At 71.3% G+C, this 21,357-nt stretch carries 20 protein-coding genes; 8 read left to right on the plus strand and 12 right to left on the minus strand.

Annotation, left to right across the window (positions count from 1 at the left end; genetic code table 11):
• Positions 1-195 precede the first annotated feature (195 nt).
• The 4 genes from VT85_RS08860 to VT85_RS08875 all read right to left on the minus strand — a co-directional run bounded on the left by VT85_RS08860 (position 196) and on the right by VT85_RS08875 (position 3,337).
• A complete protein-coding gene (locus VT85_RS08860) occupies positions 196-1,080 on the minus strand; it encodes a tetratricopeptide repeat protein (RefSeq protein ID WP_068413500.1) in 885 nt (294 codons plus the stop codon).
• A gap of 139 nt (positions 1,081-1,219) precedes the next feature.
• The gene (locus tag VT85_RS08865; protein WP_068413503.1) at positions 1,220-2,110 is read right to left on the minus strand and encodes a sensor histidine kinase; all 891 of its coding nucleotides are present in this window, start codon (positions 2,108-2,110) and stop codon (positions 1,220-1,222) included.
• A gap of 24 nt (positions 2,111-2,134) precedes the next feature.
• The gene (locus VT85_RS08870; RefSeq protein WP_068421687.1) at positions 2,135-2,395 is read right to left on the minus strand and encodes a hypothetical protein; all 261 of its coding nucleotides are present in this window, start codon (positions 2,393-2,395) and stop codon (positions 2,135-2,137) included.
• Between the two features lie 291 nt (positions 2,396-2,686).
• Complete coding sequence (locus VT85_RS08875; RefSeq protein WP_068413506.1) at positions 2,687-3,337, minus strand: ANTAR domain-containing response regulator; 651 nt, start codon at positions 3,335-3,337, stop codon at positions 2,687-2,689.
• Positions 3,338-3,526: 189 nt separating this feature from the next.
• Here VT85_RS08875 and VT85_RS08880 point away from each other — a divergent pair, with 189 nt between their 5' ends.
• A complete protein-coding gene (locus VT85_RS08880; RefSeq protein ID WP_068413509.1) occupies positions 3,527-4,012 on the plus strand; it encodes a MaoC/PaaZ C-terminal domain-containing protein in 486 nt (161 codons plus the stop codon).
• 150 nt (positions 4,013-4,162) lie between these two features.
• On the opposite strand, the gene guaA is transcribed toward VT85_RS08880, so the two are convergent.
• Positions 4,163-5,725: a glutamine-hydrolyzing GMP synthase gene (gene guaA, locus VT85_RS08885; protein WP_068413511.1), complete on the minus strand. Its 1,563-nt coding sequence runs from the start codon at positions 5,723-5,725 to the stop codon at positions 4,163-4,165.
• Between the two features lie 269 nt (positions 5,726-5,994).
• Here guaA and VT85_RS08890 point away from each other — a divergent pair, with 269 nt between their 5' ends.
• Positions 5,995-6,471, plus strand: a complete 477-nt coding sequence (locus VT85_RS08890) for a hypothetical protein (protein ID WP_156512763.1) — start codon at positions 5,995-5,997, stop codon at positions 6,469-6,471.
• A gap of 34 nt (positions 6,472-6,505) precedes the next feature.
• Here VT85_RS08890 and proC read toward each other — a convergent pair whose 3' ends face one another.
• The 4 genes from proC to rpmA all read right to left on the minus strand — a co-directional run bounded on the left by proC (position 6,506) and on the right by rpmA (position 9,651).
• Positions 6,506-7,354 carry a pyrroline-5-carboxylate reductase gene (gene proC / locus VT85_RS08895; RefSeq protein WP_068413516.1) on the minus strand — a complete coding sequence of 283 codons (849 nt, stop codon included), beginning with the start codon at positions 7,352-7,354 and terminating at the stop codon, positions 6,506-6,508.
• Between the two features lie 2 nt (positions 7,355-7,356).
• Positions 7,357-8,118: a type III pantothenate kinase gene (locus VT85_RS08900; RefSeq protein WP_068413519.1), complete on the minus strand. Its 762-nt coding sequence runs from the start codon at positions 8,116-8,118 to the stop codon at positions 7,357-7,359.
• Positions 8,119-8,120: 2 nt separating this feature from the next.
• Positions 8,121-9,236 carry a GTPase ObgE gene (gene obgE, locus VT85_RS08905; protein ID WP_082858461.1) on the minus strand — a complete coding sequence of 372 codons (1,116 nt, stop codon included), beginning with the start codon at positions 9,234-9,236 and terminating at the stop codon, positions 8,121-8,123.
• A gap of 151 nt (positions 9,237-9,387) precedes the next feature.
• Complete coding sequence (gene rpmA / locus VT85_RS08910) at positions 9,388-9,651, minus strand: 50S ribosomal protein L27 (protein WP_068413522.1); 264 nt, start codon at positions 9,649-9,651, stop codon at positions 9,388-9,390.
• Positions 9,652-9,874: 223 nt separating this feature from the next.
• Here rpmA and queC point away from each other — a divergent pair, with 223 nt between their 5' ends.
• Positions 9,875-10,582: a 7-cyano-7-deazaguanine synthase QueC gene (queC, locus tag VT85_RS08915; RefSeq protein ID WP_068413525.1), complete on the plus strand. Its 708-nt coding sequence runs from the start codon at positions 9,875-9,877 to the stop codon at positions 10,580-10,582.
• Between the two features lie 61 nt (positions 10,583-10,643).
• On the opposite strand, the gene VT85_RS08920 is transcribed toward queC, so the two are convergent.
• The gene (locus VT85_RS08920; RefSeq protein ID WP_068413528.1) at positions 10,644-11,411 is read right to left on the minus strand and encodes a hypothetical protein; all 768 of its coding nucleotides are present in this window, start codon (positions 11,409-11,411) and stop codon (positions 10,644-10,646) included.
• Positions 11,412-11,738: 327 nt separating this feature from the next.
• Here VT85_RS08920 and VT85_RS08925 point away from each other — a divergent pair, with 327 nt between their 5' ends.
• The 4 genes from VT85_RS08925 (at position 11,739) to VT85_RS08940 (ending at position 19,119) form a co-directional block, all read left to right on the plus strand.
• Positions 11,739-12,770, plus strand: coding sequence for a S1C family serine protease (locus VT85_RS08925; RefSeq protein WP_068413531.1), 1,032 nt, complete (start codon positions 11,739-11,741; stop codon positions 12,768-12,770).
• A 264-nt stretch (positions 12,771-13,034) separates the two neighbouring features.
• Positions 13,035-14,849 (plus strand): hypothetical protein, encoded by a 1,815-nt coding sequence (locus VT85_RS08930; RefSeq protein WP_068413534.1) that lies wholly within the window; start codon positions 13,035-13,037, stop codon positions 14,847-14,849.
• Between the two features lie 131 nt (positions 14,850-14,980).
• Positions 14,981-17,596 carry an excinuclease ABC subunit UvrA gene (locus VT85_RS08935; RefSeq protein WP_197491180.1) on the plus strand — a complete coding sequence of 872 codons (2,616 nt, stop codon included), beginning with the start codon at positions 14,981-14,983 and terminating at the stop codon, positions 17,594-17,596.
• A 56-nt stretch (positions 17,597-17,652) separates the two neighbouring features.
• Positions 17,653-19,119, plus strand: coding sequence for an RtcB family protein (locus VT85_RS08940; RefSeq protein WP_068413537.1), 1,467 nt, complete (start codon positions 17,653-17,655; stop codon positions 19,117-19,119).
• Between the two features lie 43 nt (positions 19,120-19,162).
• Here VT85_RS08940 and VT85_RS08945 read toward each other — a convergent pair whose 3' ends face one another.
• Together VT85_RS08945 and VT85_RS08950 are read right to left on the minus strand one after the other, a co-directional pair.
• Positions 19,163-19,546 (minus strand): VOC family protein, encoded by a 384-nt coding sequence (locus VT85_RS08945; protein WP_068413540.1) that lies wholly within the window; start codon positions 19,544-19,546, stop codon positions 19,163-19,165.
• Positions 19,547-19,553: 7 nt separating this feature from the next.
• Positions 19,554-20,039 (minus strand): EVE domain-containing protein, encoded by a 486-nt coding sequence (locus tag VT85_RS08950; RefSeq protein ID WP_068413542.1) that lies wholly within the window; start codon positions 20,037-20,039, stop codon positions 19,554-19,556.
• A 113-nt stretch (positions 20,040-20,152) separates the two neighbouring features.
• Here VT85_RS08950 and VT85_RS08955 point away from each other — a divergent pair, with 113 nt between their 5' ends.
• Positions 20,153-21,310: a GTPase gene (locus tag VT85_RS08955; protein ID WP_068413545.1), complete on the plus strand. Its 1,158-nt coding sequence runs from the start codon at positions 20,153-20,155 to the stop codon at positions 21,308-21,310.
• Positions 21,311-21,357: the final 47 nt, after the last annotated feature.

Consider the following 21,357-nt stretch of genomic DNA (forward strand, 5'->3'; position numbering starts at 1 on the left):
ACCGATCGCCGTCTCCCGAGCCCTTTGAGGCGGTGGTGTGAAGTGAGGAGCGTCAGCATTTCGCCCGAACGGAGCCAATCACCTCGACGAACCAACTCAACCTAATATCATAATCTTAATAGACTTACGATCCGTCCAGCCTGAATCGGGGCTGGTCGATCGAACCCAATCGAAGCCGATTTGCGGCCGGGGCGATCAGCGGCGGAGGCGTTCGCTGAGGCTGATGGCGTCGAGGTCGTTGGGGGCGAGGCGGAGGGCTTGCTCGACGGCTTCGAGGGCGGCGGCGGGGTGGCGGGCGGCGTCGAGGGCGAGGGCCAGGGCGAGGTGGACGTCGGGGCGGTCGGGGAGTTGCTGGGAGGCGTTGCGAAGGTCCTTGACGGCCGGGTCGATGTGTCGGAGGGCGAGGTGGGCGCGACCCCGGAGGAAGACGGCTTCGGCGTCGCCGGGGGTGGCCTCGATGGACTGGTCGAGCCGGACGAGGGCCTGGTCGGCCTCCCCCCTCGCGAGCTGGACGGCGGCGATGCGGCGGTTGGACTCGGCGAGGAAGGGGTCGTTTTCCAGGGATCGGAAGTAGGCGGCGAGGGCCTCGTCGGTCCTCCCCAGGGCCTCCAGCACGACGGCGAGGCCCAGGTGGCCGGAGGCGTCGTGGGGCTCGATCTCGACGGCGGTCTCCAGCCGCTTGAGGGCGGAGTCGAGCTGGCCCCGGCCGGCCTCCATCCGCCCCAGCCCGATCAAGGCCCCGACGTAATCGGGGTCCAGTTCGAGGGCCTTGCGGAAGCAGGCCTCGGCCTCGGCGGGGCGGCCCCGGAGCTGGATCACGGCGCCGAGCCGCTGGTAGGCTTCCGGCGAGCGCGGGGAGACGGTGACGAGCTGGGCCAGCTCGGCCTCGGCGCGGTCGAGGGCGCCGGCGTCGACGGCGGCCTGCGCGCGCTCGCTGATCGCCTGGGCCTGCGCGGCCTTCTCCGGGCTGAGCCCATCCTTGGGGCCCCCCCGGCGCGTGCCCGACCAGCTACAGCCGGGGAGCCCCGGCAGTAGACAGAACAGGACGCCGACGAAGGCGATCAAGCCCCTGCGCCGCATGCGATCGAATCCCCTTCCCTGGGGTGGGCAGGGCCGGTCGGGCCCGGCCCCGGCGCGATCGCGACCGGACGCACCCGTCCGGCTCGCCCGCTTCCTCGCCAATATGACCCTCGAAAGCTACGCCCAATCGGGCCGATGGTCAATGGCGATCGGCCTCGGGTCGGGCGGTCATCGGGCTCGGGGAAGGGGGGGTGCGGGGGAAGACGATGCGGACCACGGTCCCTCGGCCCTCGTCCGAATCCAGAAAGATGCGGCCGTGGAGCTGGTTCACCAGCTCGAGGCCGATCGACAGCCCGAGGCCGTTCCCCTCGACGGACGAGTGCTCGTCGCGGTCGAGCCGGAAGAAGGGCTCGAAGATGCGCTGCTGGTAGGAGGGGGGCACGCCCGGCCCGTCGTCGGCGACGGTGAGGCTCCAGGATTCGGCGTCGGCCTTCCCCTCGATGCGCACCCGGCCGCCCGGCGGGGTGAACTTCAGGGCGTTGGAGACCACGGCGGCGAAGAGCTGCTGACATCGGCAGGCGTCGGTGACCACCAGGACGTCGCCGTCCCCCTCGGCGGCCTCGGCCCGCCAGTCCAGCTCCTTGGCGCGGGCGGCGGCCCCGAAGGAGCGATCGATCTCGTGGACGAGGGCCCGGATCGAGAAGGTCCCCAGGCTGGGGGAGCGGGTCCCTCGGATGACCTCGGCGTAGTCCAGGTAGCTTCGGGTCAGGCGGAGCAGCTCGTCGCAGAGCGTCCGCATGGTGCCGACGTGCCCCTTCTGGGCGGCCGAGAAATCGGTCGGCCCGTCCCCCAGGAGCAGGTCGAAGCCCGTCCGCAGCGAGGCGAGGGGACGGCACAGCTCGCCGCTCAGGCTGCACAGCAGGTTGTGCAGCTCCTGCTGGTCGAACCTGGGCGGCGTCGGGCCGACGGGGGCCGGATGGGGATGGGGGGCGAGTTCGGACTGGGGGTGCGCATTCATGACGGACTCGGGGTTGGACGCCGGATCGGGGCTCTGAAACGCGCAGCCGCCCCCGGCGATCGCGATCGCCATGCGGGGCGGGGTCGGGCGGGATGCTCAGGAGACGACGATCTGGTTGGTCAGCAGCGGATAGCCGTCGGTGAGGTCCAGCACGGCCTGCTGGGCGATCTGCTTCGCGTGGTAGGTGCGGGACCGTCCCCGGAGCAAGATCCGGTCGTCGCTGTAGTCCACGTGGAGGTCGCGGATGCGGCCGTTGGCGATCCGGTTGACGTGGCCCTGGATGTACAGAGCGAGTTCCTGGTGCGTCCGGCCCGGGCCCAGCCGAGGGGAATCGGACTGAAGCTGTTGCATCGTCATGGGCGTCTCCTCATCCTTGGCGTCGCGATGCAAGGCGACAGGAGTCCGCTCGGGCCGGGCTCCTGAGATCCGTGGTTCGACGTGCGGCCGAGCCGACCGGGGGGGGTGAGGATCTGGGATCGCCCCCCGGGCTCGCGAAGCCCGTCGACCGCCCTGGCGTCGGAAGTCGGCCCCGTCATCCCAACGGAATCCGGTCGACGGAAAGGGCGGGCCGGCGACGGCGTCCCGGGCGTGTCCGGGGCTCCCTCGCCGACGCTTCGCAGCCTAACCGTCCCGGGTCGCGGCGTCAACTCAGTCGATCGGGGGCTCGGCGGGGCGTCGGGGACGCGAATTCGGGGGGGTCGGGGCGCTGGAGGAGTCCGTGAGCAGCTCGTCGGTCTGGATGATCGACTCGGCGAGCTTGGCCATCGGCACGCGGCGGTCCTGGCTCTGGCGCTGGAGCAGTCGGAAGGCCTCGTTCTCGTTGAGCTGCTTGCGGGTCATCAGGATCCCCTTGGCCCGCTCGATGAGCTTGCGTTCGCGGAGGCTCATCTTGAGGTGGTCGACGTCCTCCTGGAGTTCCTGGATGTCTCGGGCGCGGGCGACGGCGACCTCGACGATCGCCTGGAGGCTCTGCGTGGTGATCGGCTTGAGGATGTACTGGATGACGCCGTCCTCGACGGCCTGGCCGATCAGGTGGGGATGGGCGTGGGCGGTGACGATGACGACCGGGGTGCCGGGGTCCTCGGCGATCTGCCGGGCCGCGGCGAGGCCGTCGAGGCCGGGCATCTCGATGTCCAGGAAGATCGCGTCGGGCTGGAGCCGGCGGCAGATCTCGACCGCGCGCTGGCCGTCGTGGACGACCGCGACGACCTCATAGCCCAGCGACTCCAGCTGGCTCTGCAAGCCGGTGGCGACCGTTTTCTCGTCGTCCGCGATCACGAATCGGTAGCCCTGTGACATCGTCGTACCTGCCCTCTCGCTGGTGGAACTCTGGACCTCGCTCGCCCCGTCGCCCAACGACGCGCCGGCGGCCTGGACTCGAACGACTCCGCTCCTCGCGCCTCCCCCCCGCGCTTCCGCCCCCGCGAGGGAGCGGTTAGACTCGGGTCGACCCTGGCCCCCCACTCACGGATGCGGAGCACGTCGAGGATGGCGCGACATCGGAACAACCCCCTGGGATACAACGACCTCACGATCGGCGACGAATGGGAAAGCCCCGGGAGGACCGTGACCGAGACGGACGTGACGACGTTCGCCGGCCTCTCGGGAGACTTCAACGCCCTCCACGTCGATCACGCCTGGGCGGCCGACGGCCCGTTCGGGAAGCCGGTCGCGCATGGGCTGCTGGGACTGGCCCTGGTCTCCGGGCTCGCCAGCCACGCCCCCCGCGTGGACACGCAGGCGTTCCTGGCGATCCTGGAGTGGAAGTTCCTGCTCCCCATCGCGTTCGGCGACACCGTTCGGGTGATCTCACGCGTCGAGTCCATCGAGCCCCAGGCCCGAGGCCGCAGGGCTCTCGTGGTCTGGCGCCGCCGGCTGATCAACCAGGACGACCTCGTGGTGCAGGAGGGGCTCACCCAGACTCTCGTTCGAGCCCGCTCCCTCGCCGCCCCCTCCGAGCCCGAATCCTCCTGAGATCGAGGAGTCCGGCCCCTTGCGAAGTTCGTCCCTTCCTCGTCCCGTACCGCCGTCCGACACCACCTATATCTCTCCGGATCCAGGCGGAAGGCAAGCAAATTCAGGGCCGAGCACGGCGATTCCGCAAGCGGGGATGAGTCGCTCGTCTCACTCCCACTCGATCGTCCCGGGGGGCTTGCTGGTGATGTCGTAGACGACCCGGTTCACCCCCTTGACCTCGTTGATGATCCGGGTGGAGGTGCGGGCCAGCATGTCGTGGGGGAGCCGGGACCAGTCGGCCGTCATGTAGTCCTCGGTCTCGACCGCGCGGACGGCGATCACGTTCTCGTAGGTCCGCGCGTCCCCCATCACGCCGACCGATCGGACCGGCAGCAGCACGGCGAAGGCCTGGGCCGTCTGCCGTTCCAGGCCGGCGGCTCGCAGCTCGTCGAGGAAGACGGCGTCGGCCTGGCGGAGGACTTCCAGGCGGGCGGCGGTGACCTCGCCCAGGCAGCGGACGGCCAGCCCCGGGCCGGGGAACGGATGCCGCCAGACCAGGGAGTCCGGGAGGCCCAGCTCCAGGCCCAGGCGTCGGACCTCGTCCTTGAACAGGTCGCGGAGGGGCTCGATCAGCTCGAAGCCCAGCTCGGCGGGGAGGCCGCCGACGTTGTGGTGGATCTTGATCGTGGCGGCCGGGCCGTCGGGCGCGCCGCCGCTCTCGATCACGTCCGGGTAGAGGGTCCCCTGGGCGAGGAAGTGGGCGCCGGGGATCGAGCGGGCTTCCTCGCGGAAGACGTCGATGAAGGTGTGGCCGATCCGAAGCCGCTTCTCCTGGGGGTCGGTCACCCCGGCGAGGGCCTCGAGGAACTGGCCCGAGGCGTCCACGACCCGAAGCTCGGCGTCGCTGTGGCCCCGGAAAACCTCCTCCACCTGGGCGCGTTCGCCCCCCCGGAGCAGGCCGGTGTCGACGAACACGCAGACGACCCGAGACCCCAGGGCCTTCGCCAGCAGCGCCGCGCAGACCGCCGAATCGACGCCGCCGGAGAGCCCGCAGACGACCCGCTGGTCGGGGCCGACCTGCGCCCGGACCCGCTCGACGGCCTGCTCGATGAACGCCTCCATCGTCCAGCCGCGGGGGTTGCCGCAGATCCGGTCGAGGAAGTTGCCGAGCATCAGGGCCCCGTACGGGGTGTGCGAGACCTCGGGGTGGAACTGCAGGCCGTAGAAGGGATAGGTGCGGTGCTTGGCCGCGGCGATCGGGCAGGTGGCGGTCGCGGCCAGGGGGAGGAAGTCGGCGCCGGCGTCGAGGATCTGATCGCCGTGGCTCATCCAGACGGTCGTCTCGCGGGGGACGTCGTGGAAGAGGGGCTCGGCGGGGTCGATCACCCGGCAGTCGGTCCGGCCGTACTCGCGGGCCGGAGGGGCGTCGACCTTCCCGCCCAGGGCCTGCACCGCCAGCTGCATCCCGTAGCAAATGCCGAGCACCGGCACCCCCAGCTCGAACAGCGCCGGGTCGCACTGCGGCGCGCCGGGCTCGTACACGCTGCTGGGGCCGCCCGAGAGGATCAGGGCCAGGGGGTTGAGCTCCCGGACGCGCTCCGCCGTGATGTCGTGGCGGACGATGCGGGCGAAGGCGTGCCGCTCGCGGACCCGACGCGCGATCAGCTGGACGTACTGCGCGCCGAAGTCGAGCACCAACACCGGCCGCGACGAGGGATCGGAGGGATCCATATCAGGCTTGTCTTCCCAGCGAGGAGGTCGAGAAACTCCCGGCCGCGAGGCGAGGCGAGGCGTCGCGACGCGCGTCGGCAAATCGTCACTCTAGCATGGCGACAGAAAATCGGGAATCCGCCAGCCCGGACTTTTCGAAGCCCGACGGGCCGATGGCGCCGATCGTCCGGGTCGACCTCTTCGCGGTCTTGACAGCGCCCGTCGGGCCAAGTCAGATAAGCTTGGTGGTGCAGGTCCTCGCGGACGACTCGTGCGAAAGGTGGCAGGCGATGGCATCGGCATCCGGCGGAGCAAAGCCCGCGTCCTCCACGGCCCACGCCCCGGTCCTCCCCGCGGGCGTCCTCCCCTCGCCCGTCCACCCCCCGCGCCCCGGCTACGAGTTCAACGAGGTCGAGAATCGGATCATCCGCGATCTCGGCTCGAAGATGAGCTTCGTCGGCCTGTTCATGGTCGGCATCGGCCTCTGCTTCGCCGTCATGACCATCCAGCGCTGGTCGCGATACCAGGAGATCGAGGTCGGCTTCCTCTTCCTGGCGATGCTGTTCATGGTCTTCGGCGTCTGGACCCACCGCGCCGGCCGGGACTTCCGCCTGGTGGTCGACTCCCAAGGACGCGACGTCGCCCACCTGATGGCCGCCCTCTCGTCGCTCCTGAAGTGCTACCGTCTCATCTACATGCTCTTCTTCGTCGGCCTGATCTTCGCCATGATCCTCCTGGCTGCGGCCCAGGTGGGAGGGCGAGGGTGAGGGTGAAGCCGACCGACGGCCCGCCCGCGCCCGCTCAGGATTTCGCGATCGCCGCGAGTTCCGCGGAGCGGCGGGAGGCGGCCTCGACGGCGTCGATGAGGGCGCCGCGGAGGGCTTGGCGTTCGAGGACCTGGACGCCGGCGATCGTGGTGCCTCCGGGGCTCGTCACCTGGTCTTTCAGGGCACCGGGGTGGATCTTCGTTTCGAGGACCATCCTGGCGGCGCCGAGGACCGTCTGGGCGGCGAGGGTCGTCGCCACGTCGCGCGGGAGTCCCGCGCGGACGCCGCCGTCGGAGAGGGCCTCGATGATCATGTAGACGAAGGCCGGGCCGCTCCCCGAGAGGCCCGTCACGGCGTCGAGCTGCGATTCCGGCACCCGCACGGCCCGGCCGACCGAGTCCAGGAAGCGCTGGACGGCGTCGGCGTCGGCGTCGGTCGCGTTCGCCCCCAGCGCGAAGGCCGAGGCCCCCTCGCCGAGCAGGGCGGGCGTGTTGGGCATCACCCGGACGATCCGCGTCGCGGCCCCCAGCGCGGCCGACATCGCGGCGATCGGGACGCCGGCCGCGATCGAGACCACCAGATGCCGAGGGGCGAGCGCCGGGGCGATCTCGGCCAGCACGCCCGCCATGCTCTGCGGCTTGACCGCCAGGACGACCACGTCGCTGGCGTCGAGGACCGGCCGATTGCTCCCGTGGACGGCGATCCCGGCCTCGCGGCCCAGCTCCTCGCGCGCGGCGGGGATCGGGTCGCTCGCGGCGATCCGGTCGGGGGTCGCCACCCCCGCGCGGATCATCCCTTTCACCAGGGCCGAGGCCATCCGGCCCGCGCCCAGGAATCCCCAACGGAGGGGGTCGCGATCGGTCGATTCGGTCGGCGTCGGCATGGTCATGGCTCGCTCGGGAAGGCCGCGTGGACGAGGCCCTGGAGGACGAGGTCGGGGATGACGCGGGCGGCGGGGCCTTCGACGGCCGGGGCGAGCCGGAAGGCGTCGCCGCCGGTCCAGACGACCAGGGGAGCGGCGCCGAGGTCGACCGCCTGGCGGGCCAGCAACTCGCGGACGGCCCCGACCGAGCCCCAGAAGACGCCGGCTTCCAGCGAGGGGACCGTGGACCGGCCCCACGACGGGGCGCAACGGCCGGGGTCCACCAGCGGGAGCTGGGCGGTGAAGTGGTGCAAGGCGCGGGCGCAGAGGCCCATGCCCATCGCGATCGCCCCCCCTTGCCAGACGCCGCCGGGGGTGATCCGTTCGATCGTGATCGCGGTGCCGCACGAGACCACCAGGATCGGCCTCCCCGGGCCCAGCAGCCGCGAGGCCGCCAGCACGGCGAGCGCGCGGTCGGCGCCGCCGGTCTCGGCCCCTTCGACGTCCTTGGCCACCGGGACCTCGGCCGCGGTCAGGAACCAGCGGACCTCGGCCACGCCCCGATCGGCCAGGAACGCCCCCAGGCGAGCGGCCAGGGGAGGGTTGACCGACGAGACGGCCCAGGTCGCCGGGCCGGTCGCGGGACGGAGCCAGCCGTCGAGGACGACGCCCCAGACCTTCGGGTCGTCGAGGGGGAGCGAGACGCTCGGCCCGGACGCCCCGTGCTCGTCGAGCAGGGCCCACTTGAGACGGGAGTTGCCGATATCGGCGACGATCCGGGGCATGGTCATTCGCTCGCGGAAGAGACCGAATCCGCGGCCGGCTCAGGGTCCGATTCCGGGTCCGGAATCGAAGGCGAGGCGGGGGCGGGCGGGAGCGTGATCCGCGTCGGCTCCGGCGTCTCCTCTTCCTCGGGACGGTCCTTCAGCTTTTCCTGGATCGCGCGGAGGAGCTGGGGGACGCCCCGGCCGGTGACGGCGGAGATGGAGAGCACGTCGCGGCCGATCTCGCGGGCGAGCCGGTCGCGCGCCTCCTCGGCGTCGGTGAGGTCCATCTTGGTGACCACCACCAGCTCGGGCCGCTCGGCCAGGGCCTGGCTGTACTGCTCCAGCTCCTTGCGGATCATCTCATAGTTGCGCACCGGGTCCGAGCCGTCGACCGGCATGGCTTCGACCAGATGGACGAGCAGGCCGGTGCGTTCGACGTGGCGGAGGAACTCGTGGCCCAGCCCCAGCCCGGTGTGGGCGCCTTCGATCAGGCCGGGGATGTCGGCGACGACGAACGCGTGCTCGGAGTCGACCAGGACGGTCCCCAGGTTGGGGTATTTGGTGGTGAACGGGTAGTCGGCGATCTCGGGATGGGCGCGGGAGATTCGCGAGAGCAGGGTCGACTTGCCGGCGTTGGGGAGGCCGATCAGGCCGACGTCGGCGATGACCTTCAGCTCCAGGACGATCCAGCGCTCCTCGCCGGGGAATCCGGACTCGTGCTGCCGGGGGGCGCGATTGACGGACGACTTGAAGAAGGTGTTGCCGTGGCCCCCTCGGCCCCCCTTGGCGACGACGACCTGGTCGCCGTGGTTCTTGAGGTCGCGGAGGACGTGGCCGCGGTCGCGGTCGCGGATGATGGTCCCCGCCGGGACTGTGATCGTCAGCGGCTCGCCCCGCTTGCCGAAGCAGTTGGAGCCCTGGCCGTGGTCGCCGCGCTCGGCCTTCCAGTGCCGCTGGTGCGACAGGTGGGCGAGGTTGGTGAGCCCTTCCTCGGCGCGGATGATCACGTCGCCGCCGTCGCCGCCGTCGCCCCCGTTGGGGCCGCCGCGAGGCGCGTACTTCTCGCGACGGAAGCTGAGGCAGCCGTTGCCGCCGTCTCCCCCGCGAACGAAAATGGTCACGCGATCCGCGAACATGGAGCGACTCGATCCGGTGGAAGACGGGGGTCCATCAAGCGAACAGAGAGCGAGGGTCCCGGCCGACGGCCGAGGGACGCCCGCCCTCCCTGGTCTTCGCTCGATCGGGGGAGGGGGTCCGCGCGCAGCCGCGGCTCACCCCCGACCCGGTTCAGTTGGCGACGGCTTCGGCCTCGGTGACGACATTGATCCGACGGCCTTCCTGGTCGAACTTGACCCGGCCGTTGACAAGCGAAAAGATCGTCCAGTCGCGGCCGACGCCGACGTTCTTGCCCGGCCTCCAGCGCGTCCCGCGCTGCCGGCAGATGATGCTCCCCGGCTGGGCCGCCTGGCCGCCGTAGAGCTTGATGCCGAGCATCTGGGGGTTCGAGTCGCGACCGTTGCGGCTGGAGCCCTGTCCTTTTTTGTGAGCCATCGCTCTACCTTCTCCGAGAATCCGTGGCGTCGATTGGGTTCCCGACGTCCGGTCCATGCCGGAGGCGGGCGGTCTGGGGGCGGCCGAATCGCGGCGCAATCGCCGCGCACGCCGGTCCCCCGCCGATCATGTTACAATATCCGAACGCTCGCCCCCCCGACAAGTCCGGATCGCCGGGCGACGGGCGGGAGGCGATCGAACGAGAACGAGGAGGACGCGACCGGTGAACGGCGTCGAGAACCAGAAACGTCCGGCGGTCGTCCTGCTCAGCGGCGGCCTGGACTCGGCCACCGTGCTGGCCGAGGCCTCGGCGGCGGGCTTCGCCCCCTTCGCCCTGTCGATCGACTACGGCCAGCGTCACGCCGTCGAGATGACGGCGGCGCGGCGGGTGGCGGCGGCCCTGGGGGTCGTCCGCCATGTGGAGCTGTCGATCGACCTGCGGGCCTTCGGCGGCAGCGCGCTGACGGCCGACCTCGACGTCCCCAAGGACCGAGGCGAGGCCGAGATGGCCGGGGAGATCCCGATCACCTACGTCCCCGCCCGCAACACCGTCTTCCTCTCGCTGGCCCTGGGCTGGGCCGAGACGCTGGGGGCGTTCGACCTGTTCGTCGGCGTCAACTGCGTCGACTACTCCGGCTATCCCGACTGCCGCCCCGAGTTCCTCAGGGCCTTCGAAGCCCTGGCGAACCTGGCGACCCGGGCCGGCGTCAAGGGGGAGGGGACGTTCCGCGTCCACGCGCCCCTGCTGAAGCTGACCAAGGACCAGATCATCCGCCGGGGGCTGGAGCTGGGGGTCGACTACGGCCTCACCCACAGTTGCTACGACCCCGCGCCCGGGGACCTGGCTTGCGGGCGCTGCGATTCCTGCCGCCTCCGCCTCGCCGCGTTCGCCAGGCTGGGCCTGACGGACCCGGCCCCCTACGCCGATTGAGCACGGGCGGCGGGGGCGGGCGTCGGGCCGGAAACGTGACGGGGGCCGGGGCCGGGTCGGCTCACCAGTAGATCCAGTCGTAGGCCGGGTCGGCGGGCTCGATCTCCTTCTCGGAGAGGTTCCGCTCGTCGCCGCGGCGGATGAAGTCGAGCCGGAGCGTCTTGTACTTGACGAGCGGCTTGCCGCCGTCGGGCGGGGCGATCTCCTTGTAGCCGTCGGAGAGCCCGCGGACGTAGATGCTGAAGCGGTCGGCGGAGGCGTCCCAGGAGTCCCACACGGCCACGCCGAAGACGGCGTCGTCGACCCCTTCCTTGGTGCTCGGCGGGATCACGCCCATGATGTCGATCGCGCCCCGGACCGGGATCGTGGGGTCTTCGCGGCCCTGGATCACCGGGATCGCCTCGGGGACCACGGCGTCCTCGAACCGCTGGCCCCGCTCGTTCACCATGATGAACTGGGGGTAGAACGGCCGGGGGGAGGAGGTCCGGTTGACGACCTTGTAGTAGAGGTAGTGCACGGATCGACGCCCCTTGCCGGGGATCTCGACCGTCTGGATGCGGAGGGGCTTGAAGGCGAAGTCCAGGACCCAGATCCCCTCGCGGTCCTTGGGCAGGGGCGTGGTCTTGATCGTGGTCCAGTTGAAGGCGAGCCGGTCGTGCCGCCAGGGGACCGTCGGCAGGTCGGGGACGAGCTGCGGCGGCTGGTCGGGCTCGGGCCGGGCCGCGTCGGCCGGGTCGGGCGCGGGGGCTTGCTGCGCCCGGACGACGCCGGCCGCGGCCGTCGTCGAGAGCGCGAGGGCAAGCGCGATCCGCCTTGTGAGGATCCACACGGGACTGTCTCCCCAGGTCTGTTGCCAACGAAAGGGACGGGGCCTAGAGCGATCGATCGGGGACGGAGTTCGGCGAGCGAGGCTGGCCCGTCCCGGCCGGCGCCGGGGGGAAGCTAGCCCGAACCGTCAAAGTCCGTCAAGTCGTCTTCAAGTTTAGCCGTTGTTTTAGCAAACTAGCCGACGGTCGTCGCGGGCGTCGCCGATTTTTCGGGAAGCCGCTCCCATCGCCAGGGTTGCAACGGACGCGCCGGTTTTTACAATGAACCACCCTGGGCGCCAGGAACGCGACCGGACCGTCGGGACGAACCAAGAAGGACTCCGCCGCTTATGCGTGGGATTCGAGTGATCGGCGCCGCGACCCTCCTCGGCCTGACGGCCCTGGCCGGGGCCGCCGAGACGCCCGCCGACGGCTTCGAGACGCTGACCCTCAAGGACGGCCAGCGGGTCGTCGGCCGGGTCGTGGCCGAGAAGGCCGAGGCGATCTACGTCGACCTGGGGCACGACCTCCTGAAGCTCCCCCGCGAGTCGATCGTGCGGCGGGCGCGGGGGGAGGAGGCCGGGACGATCGTCGCGGCGACCCCCGGCGAGACCGCCGTCGACGCCTCGGGCTTCTTCTCGACGGGCCTGCTCCGGCCCTCTTCGGTGAAGGAAGTGGTCGCCAAATTCGGCGAGTCGGTCGTCTCGATCGAGACCCCCTCGGGCAAGGGCTCGGGCTTCCTGATCAACGACGAGGGCTACGCGATCACCAACGCCCACGTCATCGAGGGGGAGACCCGGATCTCGGCCATCCTCTACCAGAACACCGCCGGCGGGGGCCTCGCCCGCCGCCGCATCGACGACGTCCAGATCGTCGCCCTCAACCCGTTCTTCGACCTGGCGCTGATCAAGCTCCCCTTGCCGGACGACGTGAAACCCAGCCACGTGATCCTGGGTAATGGAGAGGACGTGAACACGGGCGACCTGGTCTTCGCCGTCGGCAACCCGCTCGGCCTGGAACGGTCCGTGACGCAGGGGATCGTCAGCAACCGCAGCCGGAACCTCGAAGGCCAGCTCTACCTCCAGACCGACACGGCGATCAACCCGGGGAACTCGGGGGGGCCGCTGTTCAACGCCCGGGGAGAGGTCATCGGGGTCACCAGCCGGGGCGCGCGGGCCGACATGGCGGACAACCTCGGCTTCGCCATCCCGATCGCCTACGTCAAGGACTTCCTCCGCCATCGCGAGGCCTTCTCGTTCGACAAGACCAACCCCAACAGCGGCTACCGCTACCTCGACCCGCCGCGGCGGCCGCGACGGGAGAAGCCCGAGGCCCTGGGAGGTCCGAAGGCCGACGGAGCGACGACCACGACGATCAAATAAGCCCGCCGACCGCCGTTGGACCGGACCGTGGAGATCGGTCCCGGACCGGATCGGATTGGATCGGCTCGGGCGGCCCACGGCGGCCCGAAGACTTCGGCGAAGCGAGGCTGGAATCAGGCTCGTCGGTCACCGCCGGCGATCCGTCGGGCATTGGAGCCCGACGTGCGAGCGTGCGAAGGGTCATCGGCCGCGAGGCCGCGTGACGGGACAGGTCTCGAAACCTCGGTCGGTGAACCGTGGCGTGCCAGAATGGAGTGACAAGAGATGCCTAAGGCCAAGGGGGCGATTCTTCGCCTGGCCCTCGTCGGGTGGCTGGGACTGACGGGACTCGGGCTGCGCGCGAACCTCGCCGCCGCCGCGACCCCGCCGGAGCAGGTGCTGCCCGACTCGACCCTGTTCTTCGTCAAGATCGCCGACGTGGCCAAGTTCCGCGAGGCGTTCCGCGCCAGCACCTACGGCCAGCTCTGGAACGACCCGGCCCTCGCCCCCATGCGGGCCGACGTGGCCGAGAAGGTCAAGCCCACGAGCGAGGCGCTCAAGGATAAGGTCGGCGTGACCCTGAAGGAGCTGTTCGAGCTTCCCAAGGGGGTCGCGATCGCGGCGATCGCCGGCTCGGACGAATCCAAGCCGACGGTGTCGCTGGCGATCATCGCCGACGCCGGGTCCAACGCCCCGAAGATGGCCGAGGTGCTCGCCCGCAGCGACAAGCAGGCCGAGCAGAACGGCTCCACGGTCCGGGTCGAGACCTTCCAGAACAGCCCGCTGCACATCATCACCCCGCCGGAGAAGGCGGCCGGCGATGACAAGACGCCCCCGCCGCCGCCGGTCGTCTGGACCCAGGCCGGCGAGGTCTTCTTCCTCGGCAGCGACGTCGCGGCGATCAAGGACCTGGCCTCCAACGCCGCCGGCCGCGGCACCGGCGCCTTCGGCGGCGGCGAGGCGTTCGTCAAGACCCAGGCCAAGGTCGGCGCCGCGTCCGCCCAGGTCGTCTGGTTCCTCGACGTCGTCAAGGCCGTCGCCTTCGCCACCAAGGCCGGCTCCCGCGGCAACGAGGCCCAGGCCCAGCAGATCGCCTTCCAGGTCCAGGCCCTCGGCCTCGACGGCCTGAAGTCGGTCGGCGGTGCCCTGACGCTCGACGCCGGCGAGTACAGCAGCCTGACCAAGACCTTCTTCAACGCCCCCGCCGCCGGGGTGAAGGGCCTCCTCAAGCTCTTCTCGTTCCCGCCGGCCGCGCTGCGGCCCGAGCCCTGGGTCCCCGCCACCGCCGCCAGCTACCAGACCTTCAGCTGGGACCTCGACAACGCCTACAAGGCCGTCGAGGACCTCGTCAACCAGTTCCAGCCCGGCATGCTCAACGTCCTGGAGCAGCAGCTCATCGGCCCCGAGGGGGGCCAGCCGCTCAGCTTCCAGAAGGACGTGTTCGGCCCGCTCGGCAACCGTCTGACCCTGATCGGCGACTTCAAGAAGCCCATCAAGGAAGACAGCCAGCGGCTCGTCCTCTCCATCGCCCTGGACGACGCCAAGGCCTTCCAGGCGACCCTCGAACGGGTCATCGAGCTGGCCCACGCCGCCCCCCGCAAGCGCGACTTCCAGGGGACGACCATCCTCGACTTCGAGCTGCCCGAGATGCCGGCCCAGGGGGGCGTTCAGCCCCAGCTCAAGGGCCCCGTCAGCGTGGCCGTCGCCAAGGACTCGCTCCTCATCACCACCGACGCCACCCTGCTCGAGCAGGTGCTCCGGCCCGGCGTCGTCCCCCTCGCCGAGAGCGCGGACTACCAGACCGTCGCCAAGCACATGCCGGAGAAGGTCAGCGGCATGACCTTCGTCCGCCCCGACGAGCAGGCCCGCCTCACCTACGACATGCTCAAGGGGGGCCGCTTCGAGGAGGCCGTCAAGCAGGGGATGGCCGCCAGCCGCCCCGGCCAGCCCCTCCCGGAGATCCCGCAGCTCATCGATCCCGCCAAGCTCCCCGACTTCGAGGTCTTCGCCAAGTACCTCACCCTCGGCGGCAGCTACAGCGTGATGGACGACGACGGCTTCACCCAGACCGGCTTCAGCCTCCGCAAGGCCAACCCCTGACCTGAGCGGGCCCGCAACCGTCCCATGCCACCCCCGCGGCGAGCCGGCCCTCCGGCTCGCCGCTCCCATTTCCCCCCCGACGATCCCCATCCCGCGTCCGGGGGACGCCGACGCCCCGGAGGCCCGCCGCGATGCCCCCGCCCGACGCCCGCATCCAGCTCCGAGGCGCGCGAACCCACAACCTCAAGGGGATCGACCTCGACCTCCCCCTCGGCCGCCTGATCGTGGTGACCGGCGTCAGCGGCGCGGGGAAGAGTTCGCTGGCCCTGGACACCCTCTACGCCGAGGGCCAGAGGCGCTACGTCGAGACCTTCTCGGCCTACGCCCGACAGTTCCTGGAGCCCCTGGAGAAGCCCGACGTCGACCGGATCGGCGGCGTCCCCCCCGCCGTCGCGCTCGCCGCCGGGGCCAGGCCGTCCGCCCGCGCCACGATCGGCACGCTCTCCGAGGCCCACGACCCCCTCGCGCTCCTCTTCGCCCGGCGGGGGGAGGTCATCTGCCGGGCCTGCGGCGATCGCGTCCTCCCGGCCAATCCCCGCACCGTCTCCGAGGCCGTCGACGCCCTCCCCGAAGGCGCCCGCTACGAGATCGCCTTCCCCGTCGAGATCCTCCCCGAGACCGACGTCCCCGCGCTCGGTCGGACGCTCCTCGAACAGGGGATGACCCGCGTCCGGGTCGGCGACCTCGTGGTCGACCTCGCGGCCGGCCCGCTCGACGCCGTCGGCCCGATCCAGATCGACGTGATCGTCGACCGCCTGATCCGGGGCCGCGACGCCCCCCGCCGCCGGCTGGACTCGATCGAGACCGCCTTCGCCAGGGGCCAGGGCCGCTGCCGGATCGTCTCCGAATCCGGCGTCCGCACGTTCGTCCGGGGCTGGCGATGCAGCCGGTGCGGGACCGACCACGTCGAGCCCCAGCCCAACCTCTTCCGCTGGACGAGTCCCCTGGGCGCCTGCCCGGGCTGCGAGGGCGTCGGCTCGGTCGCCGACCTCGACCCGGAACGGATCGAGCGCAAGGCGGGTCGCGAGAAGACCCCGACGCGGGCGGACCCCAAACTCCCGCGACGTCGGCGGCCGTGCCCCGACTGCCGGGGCGCGAGGCTCCGCCCCGAGGCGCTCGCCGTGCGGATCGACGGGCGGAACGTCGCCGAGTTCTCGGCCCTCCCCGTCGCCCGCGCCCGGCCGGTCCTGGCGTCGTGGGCCGGGCCCGACGAGCCGGCCGACGCCGCGAGGCTCCGCTCCCGGATCGCCGCGAGGCTGGACGCGCTCGATCGGATCGGCCTGGGCCACCTGACGCTCGACCGCCCGGCGCGGGACGTGGCCGCCGGAGAGCTGCGACGGACGACGATGGCCCGCACCCTGGGGACGGGCCTGGTGGGGACGCTCTACGTCCTCGACGAGCCGACGACCGGTCTCCACCCTCGCGAAGTCGGCCAGGTGATCGAGGTCCTCCAGACGCTCCGCGACGAGGGGAACACCCTGGTCGTCGTCGAGCACGACGCCGAGGTGATCCGCGCCGCCGACCTCGTCGTCGACCTTGGGCCGGGGGCGGGCGAGGCCGGCGGCCGCGTGGTCTACTCCGGTCCCGTCGCGGGCCTGCTCACGGCCGAAGGCTCCGCCACCGGAGATTTCCTGTCCGGCCGGCGTGGGATCGAGCGGCCCGCCGAGCGCCGCACGCCCTCGCGCGGGCTCCTGACGCTCCGGGGCGCCTCGGGCCGGAACCTCAAGGCGATCGACGCCGCGTTCCCCCTGGGCGTCCTCTGCGTCGTGACCGGGGTCAGCGGCGCAGGGAAATCCACGCTCGTCGAACAGACGCTCTATCCCGCCCTGCGCGAGCGGCTCGCGGGAGGGGGGCCGCCGGGCTTGCCGTTCCTCGCGCTGGAGGGGGTCGGCGATCTCGCCGAAGTCGTGCTGCTGGACCACTCGCCGTGCGGTCGGTCGGGCCGGTCCAACCCCGCGACCTTCCTGAAGGTCCTCGACGAGGTCCGCCGCACGTTCGCCGCGACCCACGAGGCCAAGCTGCGGAATTACGGCCCCGCGATGTTCAGCTTCAACGTCGACGGCGGCCGATGCTCGGCCTGCAAGGGGGAGGGGTTCCGCCGGATCGACATGCAGTACCTCCCCAACGTGACTGTCCGCTGCCCGGACTGCAAGGGGACCCGCTACCGCCCGGAGATCCTGGAGGTCGCCTATCGCGGCAAGTCGATCGCCGAGGTGCTCGACCTGACCGGCCGGGAGGCGTTCGGATTCTTCCGCAGCCGTCCCAGGATTCAGGCCCGGCTCCGGCCGCTCCTGGAGGTCGGCCTGGATTACCTTCGGCTCGGCCAGCCCGCCGCGACCCTCTCCGGCGGCGAGGCCCAGCGCCTCAAGCTGGCGGCCTTCCTGGCCGGCTCCACGGCCGCGCTGAACCGCGCGGGGAAGATCGCCCACACCCTCTTCCTGCTCGACGAGCCGACCGCCGGCCTCCACCCGGCCGACATGGCCCGCCTGCTCGACGCCCTCTCCAACCTCGTCGACCGGGGCCATTCCGTCGTCGTCGTCGAGCACAGCACCGAGGTCATGCTCGCCGCCGACTGGATCATCGACCTCGGCCCTGGCGCGGGGGACGACGGCGGCCGGATCGTCGCGGAGGGGACGCCCGAGGAGGTGGCGCGGTCCGGGACCGCCACCGGCGAGGCCCTGGCCCGAAGATTGCGAGCGTCCCCGGGAGAGTCCGGCGAACCCGACGACGCCCGGCGGCGTCCTTGACCTGACGAACACGAAGGCTCGACAAGGGCGTCTCAGCCGAGACGGGAGGCATCACGATGGCCAAGGTCGGTTACACGGGGCCGCTGGAGCAGGTCTCGCCGTTCCAGTACCGGATCCCGAAATCCTATCGCGACGATATGCGGGTCGACGGCGTCATCTTCGCCGACGAGCACCTCATCGACCACATCAAGGCCGACCAGGGGCCGGAGCAGGTCGTGAACGTCGCCACGCTGCCGGGCATCCAGAAGGCCAGCCTGGCGATGCCCGACATCCACTGGGGATACGGCTTCTGCATCGGCGGCGTCGCCGCGACCGACCCGGAGCAGGGGGGCGTGATCTCCCCCGGCGGCGTCGGCTATGACATCAATTGCGGCGTCCGCCTCCTGCGCACCGACCTGGAATGGGCCGACGTCAAGGACCGGATCCGATCGCTCGTGGAGCAGCTCTTCCGCGACATCCCCACCGGCGTCGGCCAGCGCGGGGTCTTCTCGTTCACCAAGCCGCAGCTCGTGCAGCTGATGGAGGAGGGGGTCTCGTACGTCGTGAACAAGGGTTGGGGGACCGACCGCGACATCGAGTTCGCCGAGGCCCAGGGGAGGCTCGACGGCGCCGACCCCGGCCGCGTCAGCGACCGCGCCATCCAGCGCGGGGCCGACCAGTGCGGGACGCTCGGCTCCGGCAACCACTTCCTGGAGGTCCAGGTCGTCGACCGGGTCCTCGACGAGGCCGCCGCGAAGGTCATGGGCCTGCGCGAAGGCCAGGTCACGGTCCTGATCCATTCGGGCTCGCGCGGGCTGGGTTATCAGGTCTGCGACGACTACCTTGGCGTCTTCAAGGACGCCCCCGCGAAGTACGGCTTCACGCTTCCCGACCGACAGCTCGCCTGCGCGCCGGTGCGGAGCCCCGAAGGCCAGTCGTACCTGGGCGCGATGCGCGCCGCGGCCAACTACGCCTGGTGCAACCGCCAGTTGCTCACCCACCAGGCACGCCAGGTCTTCGCCCGGGTCTTCGAGAAGCCCTGGGAGGAGCTGGGGATGGACCTGGTGTACGACGTGGCGCACAACATCGCCAAGTTCGAGGAGCACGACGTGGGCGGCGGGGTCCGCAAGCAGGTCTGCGTCCACCGCAAGGGGGCCACGCGGGCCTTCCCGCCGGGCCATCCCGAGATCCCCGAGCTGTACGCCGAGACCGGCCAGCCCGTCATCATCCCCGGCAGCATGGGGACGGCGAGCTGGGTCCTCGCCGGCCAGCCCGGGAGCATGCTCCATTCGTTCGGGTCGAGCTGTCACGGGGCCGGCCGGATGATGAGCCGCACCGCCGCCGTCCGACTGGCCGAAGGCCGCCGCATCGACCGCGAACTCGACGCCATCGGCATCATCGCCAGGGCGAGGGGCCACAAGGGACTCGCCGAGGAACAGCCCGCCGCCTACAAGGACGTCGACCTCGTCGTCGACGTCGTCGACAAGGCCGACATCTCCAAGAAGGTCGCCCGACTCCGCCCGGTGGGGGTCATCAAGGGGTGAGGACCATGGATGGTCGGTCCGAATCGATCCGCCCTCGCGGCCCTCAGCCCGTCAGCGGCTCGCGGCGCCAGACGAGCTGGCAGCGGTTGCCTTCGGGATCGTGGAAGAACGAGGTCTTGATCTCGTCGTCGAAGGCGGCGGTGTCGGTCTCGAACACGATCCCGAGCTTCTCCAGCTCGGCCTGCTTGGCGGGGACGTCGTCGACCCAGAAGGCCAGGTGGCAGACCCAGCGCTGGCGGGCGTTCGACTCGTCGGCGGGTCGGGCGATGATCTCGATGGCGCCGCCGTGGTCGTCGGCCAGGAAGTAGCCGCCCGGCGGGCTTCCGCCGCCGACGCGGGCGACCTTCAGGCCCATCGTCCGGACGTAGAAATCCTTGAGGGCTTCCAGGTCGGCCGCGTAGATCGCGAAGTGTTCCAGACGCGCCATGGGTCGCTCAGCCTTTCCGTGACTTCTTCGTCGCCTTGATCCCGGCCAGGTCCAGGATCACCTTCCACTCGGCGTCGGACACCGGCTGCACCGAGAGCCGGCTCCCCTTGCGAAGCAGCTCCATCCCGACCAGCGCGGGGATCTCCCGCAGCCTGGCCAGGGCCAGCGGCGGGTCGATGGGCCGCACCGGCTTGATCGTCACCTGGAACCACGTCGGGGCTTCGGGCTTGCTTTTGGGGTCGTGGTAGTGCGAATCGGGGTCGAACGCCAGGGGGTCGGGATGCCCCGCCTCGACGACCTCGGCGATCCCCACGACGGCCGCCGGATCGGCGTTGGAATGGTAGAACAGGACCCCGTCGCCGACCCGGATCGAGTCGCGCAGGAGGTTCCGCGCCTGGTAGTTGCGGACGCCGCCCCAGCCCGTCGTCCCGTCGCGCACGAGGTCGGCGTACGAGTACGAATCCGGCTCGGACTTGAACAGCCAGTACGCCATGCGCGATCTCGCTCCCCCCTCGACATCCCGACGCCCCGGTACTCTATCATGACGAGAGGGTCGCGTCGAGCGACGGCGATCGAGCGACGGCGACAGGGTCGAGAGGCACGTTGATGAGCGATTCGGGAGTGGGCCCCAGCGTCTGCATCCTCACCCCCACCGGCCGGGGGGCCGTGGCCGTGGTGCGCGTGTGGGGGCCCGGAGCCCTCGAAGCGGCCGACGCGGCGTTCCGCCCGGCCTACGGCAAGAATCTGGCGGCGACGCCCCCGCGTCGCCCCCGCTTCGGCCGCCTCGGCGCGGGGCTGGGGGACGAGGTCGTCGCGGTGGTGCTCGACGGCGAGCCGGGCGGGGTCGAGATCCAGTGCCACGGCGGGTCGGCGGCCGTCGCGATGGTCGTCGACGCCCTGATCGAACGGGGGGCGAGGGCCGTCGAGCCGTCGTCGTTCCTCGACGCCTCGACCCCGAGCCTCATCGAGGCCGCGGCGTGGCGCGACCTCGCCGGGGCCGGCACCCTGCGAACGGCCGAGATCCTGCTGGAGCAGGCCCAGGGGGCGCTCGACCGGGAGGTCGACGCGCTGCTCGCGGGGATCGCGGCGGAGGACCCGCAGACGAAGTCGAGACTCGATGCGTTGATGGAACGCGGGCGGGTCGGCCTGCGGCTCGTCGAGGGCTGGCGGGTGGTGATCGCGGGGCGGCCGAACGTGGGCAAGAGCCGGCTCCTGAACGCGATGGCGGGCTATTCCCGGGCGATCGTCTCGCCGACGCCCGGCACGACCCGAGACGCCGTGACGATCCGCACCGCGTTCGACGGCTGGCCCGTCGAGCTGGTCGACACCGCCGGCGTCCGCGAGGCCGACGACCTGGTGGAACGCTTCGGCGTCGAGCGCGCCCTCCGCGAACGGGCGCGGGCCGACCTGACGCTGCACGTCGTCGACCGCTCGCAACCGCTGGAGGACGCCGATCGGACGGGTTCGACGGACGGCCCCACGCTGATCGTGGCCAGCAAGGCCGACCTGCCGGCGGCGTGGTCCCCGACCGAGGCGTTCGGCCCCTCGCCGATCGTCGTCGTCTCGGCCGAGACCGGGACGGGCCTCGACGAGCTGGACTCGGCCATCGCGCGGACGCTCGTCCCACACCCCCCCGATCCGGGAGCCGCCGTCCCCTTCCGCGCCGAGCATCGGGACGCCCTGGCCGCCGCGCGAGACGCCCTGGAAGCCGGCGACGCCCAGGCCGCCGTACAGGCCCTCAGAGCCCTGCGACGAAGGCCATAAAGCCCTTCCCCCCCTCGGGGCCGGACGCGATCGCGGATGCTCCGCGC

Origin of the sequence: Planctomyces sp. SH-PL62 (genome assembly GCF_001610895.1) — a bacterium.
Classification (GTDB): Bacteria; Planctomycetota; Planctomycetia; order Isosphaerales; family Isosphaeraceae; genus Paludisphaera.

What these genes read in the sequence shown, in the direction of transcription:
- VT85_RS08860 (WP_068413500.1), bottom strand. Translation starts at nt 1,080, where the DNA reads ATGCGGCGCAGGGGCTTGATCGCCTTCGTCGGCGTCCTGTTCTGTCTA.
- VT85_RS08865 (WP_068413503.1), bottom strand. Translation starts at nt 2,110, where the DNA reads ATGGCGATCGCGATCGCCGGGGGCGGCTGCGCGTTTCAGAGCCCCGAT.
- VT85_RS08870 (WP_068421687.1), bottom strand. Translation starts at nt 2,395, where the DNA reads ATGACGATGCAACAGCTTCAGTCCGATTCCCCTCGGCTGGGCCCGGGC.
- VT85_RS08875 (WP_068413506.1), bottom strand. Translation starts at nt 3,337, where the DNA reads ATGTCACAGGGCTACCGATTCGTGATCGCGGACGACGAGAAAACGGTC.
- VT85_RS08880 (WP_068413509.1), top strand. Translation starts at nt 3,527, where the DNA reads ATGGCGCGACATCGGAACAACCCCCTGGGATACAACGACCTCACGATC.
- guaA (WP_068413511.1), bottom strand. Translation starts at nt 5,725, where the DNA reads ATGGATCCCTCCGATCCCTCGTCGCGGCCGGTGTTGGTGCTCGACTTC.
- VT85_RS08890 (WP_156512763.1), top strand. Translation starts at nt 5,995, where the DNA reads ATGGCATCGGCATCCGGCGGAGCAAAGCCCGCGTCCTCCACGGCCCAC.
- proC (WP_068413516.1), bottom strand. Translation starts at nt 7,354, where the DNA reads ATGCCGACGCCGACCGAATCGACCGATCGCGACCCCCTCCGTTGGGGA.
- VT85_RS08900 (WP_068413519.1), bottom strand. Translation starts at nt 8,118, where the DNA reads ATGCCCCGGATCGTCGCCGATATCGGCAACTCCCGTCTCAAGTGGGCC.
- obgE (WP_082858461.1), bottom strand. Translation starts at nt 9,236, where the DNA reads ATGTTCGCGGATCGCGTGACCATTTTCGTTCGCGGGGGAGACGGCGGC.
- rpmA (WP_068413522.1), bottom strand. Translation starts at nt 9,651, where the DNA reads ATGGCTCACAAAAAAGGACAGGGCTCCAGCCGCAACGGTCGCGACTCG.
- VT85_RS08925 (WP_068413531.1), top strand. Translation starts at nt 11,739, where the DNA reads ATGCGTGGGATTCGAGTGATCGGCGCCGCGACCCTCCTCGGCCTGACG.
- VT85_RS08930 (WP_068413534.1), top strand. Translation starts at nt 13,035, where the DNA reads ATGCCTAAGGCCAAGGGGGCGATTCTTCGCCTGGCCCTCGTCGGGTGG.
- VT85_RS08935 (WP_197491180.1), top strand. Translation starts at nt 14,981, where the DNA reads ATGCCCCCGCCCGACGCCCGCATCCAGCTCCGAGGCGCGCGAACCCAC.
- VT85_RS08940 (WP_068413537.1), top strand. Translation starts at nt 17,653, where the DNA reads ATGGCCAAGGTCGGTTACACGGGGCCGCTGGAGCAGGTCTCGCCGTTC.
- VT85_RS08945 (WP_068413540.1), bottom strand. Translation starts at nt 19,546, where the DNA reads ATGGCGCGTCTGGAACACTTCGCGATCTACGCGGCCGACCTGGAAGCC.
- VT85_RS08950 (WP_068413542.1), bottom strand. Translation starts at nt 20,039, where the DNA reads ATGGCGTACTGGCTGTTCAAGTCCGAGCCGGATTCGTACTCGTACGCC.
- VT85_RS08955 (WP_068413545.1), top strand. Translation starts at nt 20,153, where the DNA reads ATGAGCGATTCGGGAGTGGGCCCCAGCGTCTGCATCCTCACCCCCACC.